Below are 12,530 nucleotides of genomic sequence, written 5' to 3' on the forward strand. Positions count from 1 at the left end.
GGAGGTGTGTCCATATGAAATTTATGAAGGTGTTGTTAATATGTTCACTGTTATTTATATTGAGTGCATGTACCATTTTTAATTCAAATGATCAATGGGTTCAAGGGTATGTAAAAGAGATTGATCAATCGAACAAAAGAATTCTTGTAATAAGTGATTTGGTACCAGAGGATCTTCAGGAAGATACTAATAAATTAATACAATCAAACAAATATAGTGAAGTATATTGGGTTAGTGGTATAAACCTGTCTAAGTTTAATGTTGGGGACGAGATAGAAATAACCTATGATACTTTAGAGACATCGTACCTTAGAAATATACTAAGTTAGCAAATGAGTAAAACAAGATGGCTTAAATCGATTTAATATATGAAGAGTGTTGTCTATGCTGATTTAGTGCAACACTCTTCTTTCTTTTTGCTTAGAAATCTGTATGTGATTTAGTTGACTCCAGAGTTTGAAATAGTTTGCACTTCAAACTTCACTTTTGAATCATTGCGGGAAGAGGCGACAGCGGAGCAGATTGGGCGGTATCGGGTGATGCTGGAGGAAATGAAGTAGGAAAGGTATTTACTGAAACTGGTAGGATATGCCTTGAAGTGGGTATATGCATATAGGACCATAGCACCGATGAGTAGCACAGCTTGTGTTTTTACCATGGTGAAATAAGGATGTTAGCCGGATAGTTTACATATTACACTTCTGCTAACATAGGATAATCCTATTTCAAATGAGCGGAGAAACGTATGAGTACAATCAAAGTTACCCCTGAACAACTACATCACGTATCGAATCAGGTGGATCAAGCCAGACAACAGTTGGAGAGTATACGAAGTGATCTGACGAGACAGATCATGTTCGTTCAGATGATGTGGATGGGCGCGACGCAGGAGCGATTTTACTATGAGTTCGAGCAGTCACGACCTATACTGGATAAAGCGTTGGAGAGTATGGTGAATACATCCAAGGGATTGAAGGATATCGCCACGCGTTTCCAAGATGCAGATGCTCAGAAGGGAAGTCTGGGTGGTGCGTTTGGAGCAGTCGGTGCTGCAGCTATGATGACCAAATCAACAGGTGATTCAGGTTCGGGTGACAAGGGCTATCGGATGGCGCAAATCAATATGTTCGGTAAATTGGTATGGATGCCCGTCAACGAGAATGGTGTTGCGGATCAGGCTGCTCTTCAGGCTTATCAGAGGGATCAGGGAAATCTGGACTTTAATCGCATGCAAGCTGTGAACGTTGAACCGCCTGGGGAAGATATTTTTGCGTTACAGATCAAGGCGTTTGAGATGGGCATTCATCCTACGACAGGAGAGCCTGTATCGTATAAGTATGCTCAGATGATGGTTGCGTCTCTGAAGTTTAGTCAGATATTCATGGCGATTCAGATGGTTCGTGGGAGTATGCCGGGACGTTCAGGACCGTTTAAAACTTCGTCATCTGGCTTGGCATCTAAGATTCAGAATAATATAAAGAAAGCTGAATCGGAAGCCAAAATGGGTAATAAGCCAGCGGAGAAAACAGTTGAGGGAACACCGAGCTCTCCTATTGTCGAGGATCTTTCTAGAGCGCAACAAAGGAACCTTACAACATTGGATAATATAGTTGATAAGCATCTTACTGAGATGGATTTTTCCGGTACTTTACGTGATTTGCAAGGAAACCCAGTGCCGAACAAAAAAACAGGCGGGTATTGGAATCATTTACAAGAGATGCAGGACTCATATAAAGGATTAAGTAAAATAAAACGCGGATTAGAAGGTTCTCTACAGAACCCTAATCTATCGCCTTCACTGAAAGGTACATTGGAGGGAGCCTTAGACAAGGCCAATACTAATTTGAAAAAAATCGAGGATTTATTTGAACCATTTGGAGGAATAAAATAAATGAGTAAATTAATTAAAGAAATATATTCAATAGATCAAAATATCCAGACTGATAACTCTGATTCACCTTTGGATCATTGGTACGATAGACTTGTAAATAAAAAAGTGAATGAGCTTGATTTAGAAGATGTTAGTAGAATGTTGGGCCAACATGTATTTATAGATCTTGGTATAGAAAAGGCTATAGAAATTTTATCAGAAGATCCCCTTGCTGGGGAGATGTATGATGGACATTTGTTGAAGCTTCTTTGTTCTATTGAAACGAATAATTTCAGAGACTTATCACAACTAAAAAGATTACTCCAGACTATCAAGAGTAATCTTTCTCAATTTGAATGGGCTGATGAAGAAGATCAGGAAGAGTACGCTGAGTTATTAGAACTTTTTTTGAAAAAGGTTGGCCTTTAAAGCTATGAATCAAAATTTAGCTCTTAAATTTGAGCTTCACAAAAAGTGGGTAGAGACTAGTGGTCAAGAAGGTGAGAAGCTACGATTACAGGAAGTTGATTTTCAACATTATGAGTTAACTGGTTTGTGTTTGGAACAATCGTATATGACTAGCTGTAATTTTGATAATCTTAGTCTGAACAACATGGATTTCCATGCCTCAGTTCTAATTTCGTCAACTTATAATGACGCAGAATTAGTGGATGTTGATTTTTATAAGTCGGACTTATGGTATGCTGAATTTTCTAATGCAACTTTGAATGGCGTAAGATTTGCTAGAGGTGATTTTTGGGAGACTGATTTTAAAAGGGCTACGATTATAGATTGTAATTTTTCGGCAAGTAGCTTCTCTCTAACTGACTTTAGTAGCGCTTCATTAATAAATGTAGATATAAGCGAATCGAGGTTTGAAGGAGTTTCATAGCATTAATGTTGGCACTCCTGAAAACCCAACAGTCCTTCTAGGTCAAGATGCAGCAAACTGGTTAGAAGCCACGGCGAAGAATGAATTTTAAATTATAATTTAAAGACAAGTGCTGAATTAAATTTAAATTAACGGAGTAGGCATGTTGATAAAATATATGGATCTAGATTCTTTTAAGGAATACTTATTAAGAACTGTACATGAATTATCTTCTTATCATAACGAAGTCCTGGGTGAGAACAGTAAATTCATAATCACTCCGATTGAGGAGTTGGGTAAATCTTTAAATTCTACAGACGAATATCTTTACCGGGGAATGTTAAATCCGAATAATTTAGACGGACGCGAGTTCGATATTGATTCTGTTATAAAGATACTGGGTTGTAGAGTACCCTTCTGCCCCCTTTGGATAAAAGTTTTGCTTAAAGAAGTTAGGACTGAAGCGCCTGTAATTGAACTGCAGACGAGTTTAAGATTTCGTAAACCAAGTTTGTTACAAAACCAAGAAACGGGGCATGCTCCGTTCATAGCAGTTCTACAGTCCTTAAATTAATAAAGAAGAGGATAACTAATGGGAACCAATGCTTTTTTCCTGATAGAGCGTGAAAAGTATACGCCAGAAAAGTTTTTGTCTGACACTATGATTGCAGCATTTAACTCCGATAACCGGATTATTTTTGATAATCATAAAAATCTTGAAAATGGAAAATTCTCTTCTACAACGTTGAACATACTGGCTCATTCCTACAACAGCGACGAGAATAATCATCAATTCATTATGTATGTGAAGGCAAAGGAAAATAAGAGTGTAATATTCAGTGACTATGAAGATCTTGATTTGGATCCTGATCATGAACTCATTCGAGTAGGTACAATAGAAGAGGTGTTTGGAGCAGAAGGGGTCATTCTTCGTTTTGTTTATGAATACCTGAATCTTAATAGATCCGACTATTTTTGGGTGTCTGATTACGATTGGGTCTACACTTGGGAAGACATACAAAAGATAAACTCAATGATTTATGACTCTGATTGGTGCTATAAAGATCCTAAAATGATTTGAAAAATTGTAAATCGATTGGGTTCAATGTTCTAAAAATGGAGGTCACTATAATTGATCGAAGAGTTTAGAGAAGTAAAACGAAAAAGAGCGGCTCTTCATATGAACGATCCAGTAATCGAGCAATACAGAGATGAACTAATTAATATACTAAGCCAAAATGAAGATGAGACGATTCAATTCCTCAAGAACTGTAGTAAGGACGAACTTATTTGGGTTAGTGAGGTGTTTGAAGAAATAGCTTATAATCTCCAAAGTACAGAATATATCAACACCCTCAAGGAATGTGATAAAAAATATCCTGAATTAAAATTAACGAATATTATCAAGACGGCCATTTCTTACATGGATTAATCTTACCGGTATCCAGAAAGTAGGATCAAACTGGGAGATGACTAGATAGAGGTTAATGTTTAATATGTACAAACTATTAGATAATCTTTTATCAGCTGTGACGACAGTTGATTCCTGGTATGATGACGGTTGTATTATAGCAGCAGAATTATTGGAGGATTTCGGACAAAGTGATTGGGATCAGTTAACCATTGAGGTGTTGAATAAGCCACTGTACTGGAAGAAAAAACTGGCTTACTGTCTAGATAGTACACAGCACACACAAGAATTTGAAATCCTGCGTTCTCTACTTTCTGTTGAAGACAGCGAGTTGTTTGAAATATGTATAGATACATTAAGAAGTTACACATCTACTGAACATAAGCAACGAATTATAAATCATCCTATGATATTAGATCGTGTGCATAATGCAATTTCAGGAACAGGCACTGCCAGCCAAAAACTATTAGAGGAATTTCTTAAGGGGTTAAAATAGGTGAAATGAGTATAATAAGCGAGTACCTAAGTTCATTAGAGCGAGGGTAATGCTCTTTATGAGCGTTGGAGAGTTGATGAACTATGAAAGAAGATAAAGTTAGTGACTTTTATTATGTTGGTTACGAGGGGCAACCGGAAATATTAATTGTATTTGGAAACTCTGCGGAGAAAAATATCCTAAAGATGTGGAATGGATATTTTGATACATTATTGGATCTTATGTGCCAGTATGAGTCTACTGACAATGGTATTCTACAAGAGTAAAGTAACTGGTGAGCAAATAGAGAATGTTAAGAACATTGTTCCTACTCTCCCAGAAGTAGCACATCAGATATCAACATTTTTAGAACTAGGCAAAACGAACGGTTGCAGCGTGTATATTGAATACGACTGATTGAGATTAAAGAACATACTTTAAAACGATAACGCAGTTGCCAGGGCTGCGTTATTTAGTCGTTACCTTGTACGTAACTCTAAATAGGTTTAATAGTTAATCGAGAGGAGAGCAACACATGGGGCAGCTACTAACCAAAGCTATTGAACGTTTGTCGTTTATTTCATTTGAGGATACCGAAGATAGCTCACTAGAATCTTCTCATGTTCTGATTAAAGAATATCTTAGACGCGTTAATCAATTATTAAATGAGATGGATGCTTCAATAGATCAGTATCCCCTATTTAGTTTTGCTAAAATCCTTGGAAAAGCCATAGATGAAAAAGTATATCGAACCTGTTCAAAACTGGACACACTAGGAAATCCTTATGTGAAGGTGATTTGCTACGGTTATTTAGAAGTCTCCGAATTAGCAGATCAGGGAGTGGATGAAGCAATTCAATATATCGACCTCTACGAACCGATGCTAAAACTCTTCGAACTAGGTGGGAGTTTCAACATAAGACAAGGCGAAATGGTTGTAGGTAGTTCAGCTTATCCTCTTAAGTATTGGAGACATTTAAATATTTCAGTACAAGATATTAGCGACATTGAATAGGATCATGTTGATCAAACTGGGGGGATACTAATGTCCGTAGGTCTATACAGATATAACGGGGATATAGAGGCCCAGAATAGTGAGCTTACACTCAGTGAGAATATTGCTACTCAGGAATTTTATGATGAGTACTGGGAAATAGCAATACATGAATTAGGAATAGCTCTAATTCGGGATGGATCTAAAATATATTTTCACCAATTAGAAGCGGCTGTAGTTGAGTTAAAACGATTAAGTGAGTGGACAAAGGAACATTTATACGGGAGTGAGTTAGAATATATGACGGGTAGAATTGAAAATTTACTAGATATATTACCTAGCGCATTTATTAGTGAAAGTACAATCCTGTATATATTCTGAGGTTGATAGAATTGAGTAGTTGACTCTAGAGGAGGAGGTATTAATGAATCAATTATATAAAGGTATAGAAAGAATAAACAGCATCAATTGGGGTACTTCCGGTAGAACAGATGAGCCCTCAAACATGGCATTATTACAGGAGTATATTAGAAGAGCAGCAATATTGACCACTACATACAGTTTGAAAACATCGTATCCCTTTTTCAACGCTTCTCGTGCGTTCGGATATGACGTTGATCTGGATATAACTGAAAAATGTCCTCAATTAAAGGAATTGAAAAACAGTTTCCTAAAAGGAACGTGTGAAGCATATTTGGAATGGTTGTTATTATTTGATTCCGGAAATGAAATTGCGTCGGAGTTTCATGATTTGTATGAACCTTTGATTCTTTTAATCGAAAGAGGAGGACGCATTAGGAGAAAACATGGTGAGATTATTACAGGTGGCTATGTTTTTCCTCTAGCCCATGCCGAATACATGTCTAAGCAGGCACCAATTGATATAAGTGATGAGGGACTGGAAGCCTGGACGCACCAGTGATTTTTTAGATCAGTCTTATGGCTCTAGCTCAAGCATTTTAAAAGTTCGAGGAGTGAGAGCATGGATTTTGATATCGTAGAGATAAAGGACTACTATGACACGGAAATAATAAATTATGACTATACTAAATTAAAAGCTTGGGGAGTAACTGAAGAGAATGCTCATTTTTTAATCGACATTGGTGTTCCGGAACAGTATGATGATTTTTCCTTTTATGAATCTGAAGCTTTCCAAGTGAAAGTTATTGAAGGAGAAGAATATATTCAGATTGGTCAATTCGCAAGTTATGGTATGCGTGACTCGTATGGTCTCTATCTAAAACAAGGGAGCGATATGTTTTTCACAACATCATCATTGGATAAATCCAACGTATATATGCTCAATAAGAATTTGGGAACCTTCTTTTTGTTTCATCTAATTAGACATGAACTGGCAACTAAAATGAGACTGGAAGGTACATATACCTCAGATGAGTATGCTAGAGCACTTCGTTTTTATTTTGAGAAGATTGATCCGATAGCAATGAATAATGTCGAAGGTTACTGGTCACATTTGCTGGAAGCCTACGAAACTGGATTGTAACTCTTCGAGGAATCTTGCATGGTTCTACCTGTAAACAATCCCGGATCGTAAAGAACATACCTACTAATCAAGCCCTCATATTTAACAAAAAAACATGAAGAATCCGCTCTCATCCGAGAGTCGGAATCTTTCTCGTTTCACCAACAACATAACTCTTGTCAAAACGTAATCATTACGATATGATAATACTCATTGTTTAGATAATAATGATTACGATTAAGAGAGAGGGGCATTACCTTGAATAAAAAGACGCCACTGCTAGCGCTGATCTCCTTGGCCTTGAGCGCTGGACTGTTGAGCGCCTGCGGATCATCTGAGTCCAGTCCCGCTGCGCAGCCATCCACCGATAATAAAAATGTTCACTTCCTATATAACTTCTCCACCAGTTCGCTAGATCCACATGTGGATTCCAGCTATGTGCCGCTTCGCGCGGGCATTACGGAAACGCTGGTTCGTCTCGATGAAGAGAATCTGACGGTGGCTCCATGGCTCGCCGAGAGCTGGGAGAGCGAAGACGGTCAGCATTGGACGATTGACCTGCGAGATGATGTGACCTTCCAGAACGGCAAGCCAATGACGGGTGAATCCGTTAAGGCATCCCTTGAGCGGGCACTGGAAGAGAATGTAGCCATCCAGAATGCGCTGAAGATCGATACGATTGAAGCCGAGGGCGACAAGCTGGAGATTACCACAACTCAGCCGTTCCCGGAATTTGCTTCAGAACTGGTGAACCCGAACACGGCGATTATCGACGTGAGCGAGCCGGACATTGTGAACAAACCCATTGGTACGGGCCCGTTCAAGCTTACTTCTTTTACCCCAGGCAGCAAACTGGAACTGGATCGCTATGATGAATATTGGGACGGAGCATCCCCGCTTGATTCCATCACGTTCTCATTCAATGAAGATGCCAATGCCCGCACACTAGCGCTCAAATCTGGACAGGTAGATATCGTATACCGTCCGGAAGTCGAAAGCCTCGAATCGCTCAAAGCAATGGACGGCATGAAGGTTGAGTCCACATCGACGTTCCGCGTGCATCAGCTAACGATGAACATGCAGCGGGAGAGTATGAAGGACCTCAATGTTCGTCGTGCGCTGGACGCGCTGATTGACCGTCAGGGTATCGTGGACACGATCCTGCTTGGTTATGGGGAAGCTGCTATCGGACCGTTCCTGCCATCGCTGCCATTTGCGCCAACCTATACGGATACAGCAACGGAATCTGGAGCTGATGTCGCTGTAAAATATCTTGGCGAAGCAGGGTACACGCAGCAAAACGGCGTGATGACCAAGGACGGCAAACCGTTGCAGTTGACGCTGCTGACGTATTCGGCTCGTGCCGATCTGCCACTAATTGCTCAAGTGTTCCAATCTGATGCGAAGAAGATCGGTATCGACGTGCAGATTCGCCAGATTGACACGCCAGAAGATTATATGGCATCCAACCGTGACTGGGATATTGCGACGTACAGTAATTTGACGGCTCCTCGTGGGGATGCAGGATATTACCTGAATGCAACGTACCATCCGAAAGGTGCTCTTAACTTTAGTGGATCGGAAGATCCGGAGTTGACCAAGATCATCGACGAATTGAATCTCACAGTTGCACCGGAGAAGCGCGCAGAGCTTGCCGAGAAGGCAGCCAACTACGTGCATGACAACGTGCTGAACTCATTCGTGCTGCATCCAGGTACAATCGTTGCCTACAACGGTAAAAAGATCAAGAACTGGGTTACCACTCGCAGTGAATATTACATGATTACCAATAAGCTGGATGTGATGTAATGTTTCGCATTTTGCTTCGAAAGTTCCTTGAGGTATTTATCTTTTTGTTGTTCATTATGTTTGTGAGCTTTCTGTTCATTCGTCTGGCTCCCGGTGATCCGGTGCTGACGATCCTGAACGTGGACGAACTGTCTGTTAGCCAGGAGCAGGTCGAAGCTGTACGCGAGGAAATGGGCTTCAACGATTCGCTTCCTGTCCAGTTCGGCAATTGGTTGCTCGATTTCGTTCGACTCGACTTCGGCGTGTCGTATTCAACAGGCCAGCCTGTTATGCAGACCCTGATGCGTGCGCTGCCAGCTACGGCTGAACTGACGATTGGCGCACTGCTGGTCATGCTCGTGATAGCGATCCCGCTCGGCTCGCTATCAGCGCTCCATCGTGGTAGTTGGATTGACCGCGGCAGCCGAATGCTCTCCATTGTGGGTGCGGCGGTGCCGAGCTTCTGGCTGGGTCTGATCCTGATCGACATGTTCGGCGTACGCTTTGGCAATCTGCCAACCATGGGGCGGGATGGATTCACATCACTTATTCTGCCATCTCTGACGCTGGGACTTGCCATCTCCAGCGTTTATGTGCGTCTTTTGCGTTCCAGCTTGTTGGATTCACTCAGTCAGGAGTTCGTTCGGTCCGCTCGAGCAAGAGGGTTATCCGAAGGCCGGATCTTCATGCTACACGCGTTTCGGCATAGTCTTCCGCCTGTCATTACGGTATTCGGCGTAAGCCTCGGCAGCCTGATTGGTGGAGTCGTCGTGATTGAAGTGTTGTTCGCTTATCCGGGTATCGGCAAGCTCGTCGTTGATGCTATCCGCCAGCGTGATTATCCACTGATCCAGGGTTACATCTTGATCATGGCTATCGTGGTATTCCTCGTGAATACAGCGGTTGATCTGTCGTACCGTTATTTGAATCCCGAAATGAAACTCAAGGAAAAGGAGGCCCACAGATGAAAACCATGCCCCTGCCCATTCCAACGACAAAATCTAAAAAACATAACTGGCAGGCGATCATTGGTCTGCTGTTTGCACTGCTGGTCATCGCGGCCTCCTTATATGCCTTTTTATACTTGAAGCATGATCATACCTTAACCGATCTGCGCGCACGATTGCAGGATGCAAGTGCTCTCCATCCGTTCGGCACCGACCATTTAGGTCGTGACGTACTGACACGTCTGCTGCTTGGCGGCGGCCAAACAATGGGTTATAGCTTGCTAGCACTCGGTGCCGCATTGCTGATTGGCATTCCATTTGGTTTGATCGCAGGATACAAACGTGGCTGGGTCGATAAGCTGTTCATGCGAATTGCTGATGCTTTTCTAGCTTTCCCTGATACTATCGTGGCGATTGTGCTCAGTGGCCTGCTTGGCGCGGGAATCGGTAATCTGGTATTGGCAATCGTGATTGTGAAGTGGGTTAGCTACGCCCGTCTCGTTCGAAGTACGGTCTTATCTGAGTCACAAAAGGATTACATTCGCATCGCCCGGACCAACGGACTTTCGGACGGTCGTATCATGAGAAAACATCTGCTTCCGCATATCGCAGGCCATGTGCTCGTGCTGGCCAGTCTTGATCTGGGCAAAATTATCCTGCTCATCTCATCATTGTCCTACATTGGCCTTGGCGCACAGCCGCCAACACCTGAATGGGGTGCGATGCTGAATGACTCGCGGCCTTACTTCCAGTCTCGGCCAGAGCTGATGATCTATCCTGGTCTTGCCATTGTCTCGGTAGTACTGCTCGCGAACATGCTGGGCGACTATCTGCGAGACCGGTTTGACGTGAAGAAGGAGGTGCAGCCATGATTCTCTCCATTGAGGAACTGAGCATCTCTAGTCGGGATCGCACTATTGTAGATCAAGTCTCTTTGGCTGTCCGCGAAGGTGAGTTCATGGCATTGGTCGGACAGAGCGGTAGCGGCAAAAGCTTGCTCTCGCAAGCCATTGGTCGTCTGTTGCCGCCCAACCTGCATGCGTCGGGTCGAGTCATGTTCGAAGGCAGCAACCTGCTCGAACGGAAGCCAAAGGAGATGCGCGCCCTGCGGGGAAGCTGCATCTCATATATTTTTCAAGACTATCAGGGAGCGTTTACGCCATTCCGTAGCATTGGCGGACACTTTGATGAATACCAGAAGGTACATGGGGAAAAGTCTTCTTCCATCCGCAAGAAACGGGCTGAGGAAGCATTGGAATCCGTTGGCCTTGGCGCTGAATTGCTGCGCCGCTACCCGTTCCAGTTGAGCGGTGGGCAGCTTCAGCGGGCCTCGATTGCCACATCGCTGATGCTGTCTCCTCGTTTGTTAATCGCAGACGAGGCAACGACGGCGCTCGATAGTGTATCCGGTCATCGCGTACTGGAACTGCTGGCACGCAAACAAGCGGAGACGGGATGTGCCATTTTGTTTATCACACACGACTGGCGCCATGTACGCCGCTATGCCAACCGTTTGGCTGTCATGAAGGAAGGGCAGATCGTCGAATCTGGTGGGAAGCATCGCATTCTTGACCATCCCCAGCATGAATATACGCGTCAGCTGATTGATGCGGCTCCCGTCCTGAGTCGCTCGCTGAAGTCGGGATTGAAGGAGGCAGGAACGGAATGAAGACAACCACAAATGATGAACGCCGTGGACTCGTGCAGTCCGAAGAAGAATCTGGTGTGCGAAGCCACGATTTTGCAAAAGACGTAAACCATGCAGACACAGACAATGCAGTCATAAATACTACAGAAACAGATCATGCAGTTAAAGATGCGGATGTAGATACCACGGTTACAGGCAATGCTTCATCGCTCAGCATCCCTGGCAACCCCGTGCTTCACGTGGAACATCTGAGCCGAACGTACGCGGGTGCAGACCGACCGGCTGTGAATGATATTTCCTTCACTCTGAACCACGGTGAATGCCTTGGCCTGGTTGGCGAGAGCGGCTGTGGCAAGAGTACACTCGCACGCTGTCTGTTGAGGATCGAAGATGCAGATGCAGGCTCGATTACACTGGGTGGACAGGATATTGCGCGGCTGAGCGGCCGACGGTTGCGACCTCATCGCCGGAAGATTCAGATTGTTTTCCAGAACCCCATGGCTGCACTGAATCCAAAACTCAAGATTGCCGATTCGCTAATCGACCCGTACGAACAACTTGGACGGAATGCTGAGCTGTCCCACTTTACCTACACATCGAAGGAGGCATACGTCCAAAAGCTGCTGGAAGCGGTCGAGCTTCCAAGCGATTTGGCTGGACGTTACCCCCATGAGCTAAGTGGTGGACAGCGTCAGCGCGTCACGATTGCACGTGCTATTGGCATTGAACCGGACGTTGTCGTTCTGGATGAACCGACAGCCAGCCTGGACGTGATCTCGCAAGGAGCAGTGTTGCAGTTGCTCACCGATCTCCGCACATCACTTGGTCTTTCATACGTGTTCATCTCGCATGACTTGGCCGCGGTACATCGCATGAGCCAGCGCATCATCGTTATGCGGGAAGGTCAGATCGTTGACCGCTTTGGTGCGGATGCGTTGTTCGCTGAAGAACGCCATCCGTATACAAAGGAACTGATTTCAATTTTCTGAGTACTCCCGGAGACGCCGGGGGTGGTAATTGTTAATTTATATATGAGGCCGCCT

Annotated in this window: 17 protein-coding genes; all 17 read left to right on the top strand. The window is 43.4% G+C overall.

Annotation, left to right across the window (positions count from 1 at the left end; all coding sequences use genetic code 11):
• Nucleotides 1–23: 23 nt before the first annotated feature.
• Nucleotides 24–329 (top strand): DUF3221 domain-containing protein, encoded by a 306-nt coding sequence (locus MHI14_RS31080; protein ID WP_445670357.1) that lies wholly within the window; start codon nt 24–26, stop codon nt 327–329.
• Nucleotides 330–745: 416 nt separating this feature from the next.
• The gene (locus tag MHI14_RS00460) at nt 746–1,891 is read left to right on the top strand and encodes a WXG100 family type VII secretion target (protein ID WP_339311521.1); all 1,146 of its coding nucleotides are present in this window, start codon (nt 746–748) and stop codon (nt 1,889–1,891) included.
• Nucleotides 1,892–2,299 carry a contact-dependent growth inhibition system immunity protein gene (locus MHI14_RS00465; protein WP_133386369.1) on the top strand — a complete coding sequence of 136 codons (408 nt, stop codon included), beginning with the start codon at nt 1,892–1,894 and terminating at the stop codon, nt 2,297–2,299. It abuts the gene before it with no gap.
• Nucleotides 2,289–2,762: a pentapeptide repeat-containing protein gene (locus MHI14_RS00470; protein WP_341129674.1), complete on the top strand. Its 474-nt coding sequence runs from the start codon at nt 2,289–2,291 to the stop codon at nt 2,760–2,762. The genes MHI14_RS00465 and MHI14_RS00470 overlap by 11 nt, the downstream gene beginning before the upstream one ends.
• Before the next feature lie 571 nt (nt 2,763–3,333).
• Nucleotides 3,334–3,822 (top strand): hypothetical protein, encoded by a 489-nt coding sequence (locus tag MHI14_RS00475; protein ID WP_133386368.1) that lies wholly within the window; start codon nt 3,334–3,336, stop codon nt 3,820–3,822.
• Nucleotides 3,823–3,873: 51 nt separating this feature from the next.
• Nucleotides 3,874–4,173, top strand: a complete 300-nt coding sequence (locus MHI14_RS00480; RefSeq protein WP_240768214.1) for a hypothetical protein — start codon at nt 3,874–3,876, stop codon at nt 4,171–4,173.
• Between the two features lie 64 nt (nt 4,174–4,237).
• Nucleotides 4,238–4,648, top strand: a complete 411-nt coding sequence (locus MHI14_RS00485; RefSeq protein ID WP_133386367.1) for a hypothetical protein — start codon at nt 4,238–4,240, stop codon at nt 4,646–4,648.
• Nucleotides 4,649–4,731: 83 nt separating this feature from the next.
• Entirely contained in the window at nt 4,732–4,914 is a 183-nt protein-coding gene (locus MHI14_RS00490; RefSeq protein WP_133386366.1) for a hypothetical protein, read from the top strand.
• Between the two features lie 248 nt (nt 4,915–5,162).
• On the top strand, nt 5,163–5,642 hold the full coding sequence (locus tag MHI14_RS00495) for a hypothetical protein (RefSeq protein WP_133386365.1): 480 nt from the start codon (nt 5,163–5,165) through the stop codon (nt 5,640–5,642).
• Nucleotides 5,643–5,672: 30 nt separating this feature from the next.
• Nucleotides 5,673–6,002: a hypothetical protein gene (locus MHI14_RS00500; RefSeq protein ID WP_133386364.1), complete on the top strand. Its 330-nt coding sequence runs from the start codon at nt 5,673–5,675 to the stop codon at nt 6,000–6,002.
• A gap of 43 nt (nt 6,003–6,045) precedes the next feature.
• Complete coding sequence (locus tag MHI14_RS00505) at nt 6,046–6,543, top strand: hypothetical protein (RefSeq protein WP_341129675.1); 498 nt, start codon at nt 6,046–6,048, stop codon at nt 6,541–6,543.
• A 60-nt stretch (nt 6,544–6,603) separates the two neighbouring features.
• On the top strand, nt 6,604–7,125 hold the full coding sequence (locus tag MHI14_RS00510; RefSeq protein ID WP_341129676.1) for an SUKH-4 family immunity protein: 522 nt from the start codon (nt 6,604–6,606) through the stop codon (nt 7,123–7,125).
• 237 nt (nt 7,126–7,362) lie between these two features.
• Entirely contained in the window at nt 7,363–8,913 is a 1,551-nt protein-coding gene (gene nikA, locus MHI14_RS00515) for a nickel ABC transporter substrate-binding protein (RefSeq protein WP_341129677.1), read from the top strand.
• Complete coding sequence (gene nikB, locus MHI14_RS00520; protein WP_062836581.1) at nt 8,913–9,860, top strand: nickel ABC transporter permease; 948 nt, start codon at nt 8,913–8,915, stop codon at nt 9,858–9,860. Before nikA ends, nikB begins: the two co-directional genes overlap by 1 nt.
• Complete coding sequence (gene nikC / locus MHI14_RS00525) at nt 9,857–10,711, top strand: nickel transporter permease (RefSeq protein ID WP_289390737.1); 855 nt, start codon at nt 9,857–9,859, stop codon at nt 10,709–10,711. The genes nikB and nikC overlap by 4 nt, the downstream gene beginning before the upstream one ends.
• Nucleotides 10,708–11,508 carry an ABC transporter ATP-binding protein gene (locus tag MHI14_RS00530; protein WP_341129678.1) on the top strand — a complete coding sequence of 267 codons (801 nt, stop codon included), beginning with the start codon at nt 10,708–10,710 and terminating at the stop codon, nt 11,506–11,508. Before nikC ends, MHI14_RS00530 begins: the two co-directional genes overlap by 4 nt.
• Nucleotides 11,505–12,476: an ABC transporter ATP-binding protein gene (locus MHI14_RS00535; RefSeq protein WP_341129679.1), complete on the top strand. Its 972-nt coding sequence runs from the start codon at nt 11,505–11,507 to the stop codon at nt 12,474–12,476. Before MHI14_RS00530 ends, MHI14_RS00535 begins: the two co-directional genes overlap by 4 nt.
• Nucleotides 12,477–12,530: the final 54 nt, after the last annotated feature.

Source organism: Paenibacillus sp. FSL K6-2393, assembly GCF_038002545.1.
GTDB lineage: Bacteria > Bacillota > Bacilli > Paenibacillales > Paenibacillaceae > Paenibacillus.

Coding starts and splice junctions, on each gene's coding strand:
- MHI14_RS00510 (WP_341129676.1), top strand. CDS start 6,604: ATGGATTTTGATATCGTAGAGATAAAGGACTACTATGACACGGAAATA.
- MHI14_RS00530 (WP_341129678.1), top strand. CDS start 10,708: ATGATTCTCTCCATTGAGGAACTGAGCATCTCTAGTCGGGATCGCACT.
- nikC (WP_289390737.1), top strand. CDS start 9,857: ATGAAAACCATGCCCCTGCCCATTCCAACGACAAAATCTAAAAAACAT.
- MHI14_RS00535 (WP_341129679.1), top strand. CDS start 11,505: ATGAAGACAACCACAAATGATGAACGCCGTGGACTCGTGCAGTCCGAA.
- MHI14_RS31080 (WP_445670357.1), top strand. CDS start 24: ATGAAGGTGTTGTTAATATGTTCACTGTTATTTATATTGAGTGCATGT.
- nikB (WP_062836581.1), top strand. CDS start 8,913: ATGTTTCGCATTTTGCTTCGAAAGTTCCTTGAGGTATTTATCTTTTTG.
- MHI14_RS00500 (WP_133386364.1), top strand. CDS start 5,673: ATGTCCGTAGGTCTATACAGATATAACGGGGATATAGAGGCCCAGAAT.
- MHI14_RS00460 (WP_339311521.1), top strand. CDS start 746: ATGAGTACAATCAAAGTTACCCCTGAACAACTACATCACGTATCGAAT.
- MHI14_RS00465 (WP_133386369.1), top strand. CDS start 1,892: ATGAGTAAATTAATTAAAGAAATATATTCAATAGATCAAAATATCCAG.
- MHI14_RS00490 (WP_133386366.1), top strand. CDS start 4,732: ATGAAAGAAGATAAAGTTAGTGACTTTTATTATGTTGGTTACGAGGGG.
- MHI14_RS00505 (WP_341129675.1), top strand. CDS start 6,046: ATGAATCAATTATATAAAGGTATAGAAAGAATAAACAGCATCAATTGG.
- MHI14_RS00475 (WP_133386368.1), top strand. CDS start 3,334: ATGGGAACCAATGCTTTTTTCCTGATAGAGCGTGAAAAGTATACGCCA.
- MHI14_RS00485 (WP_133386367.1), top strand. CDS start 4,238: ATGTACAAACTATTAGATAATCTTTTATCAGCTGTGACGACAGTTGAT.
- MHI14_RS00495 (WP_133386365.1), top strand. CDS start 5,163: ATGGGGCAGCTACTAACCAAAGCTATTGAACGTTTGTCGTTTATTTCA.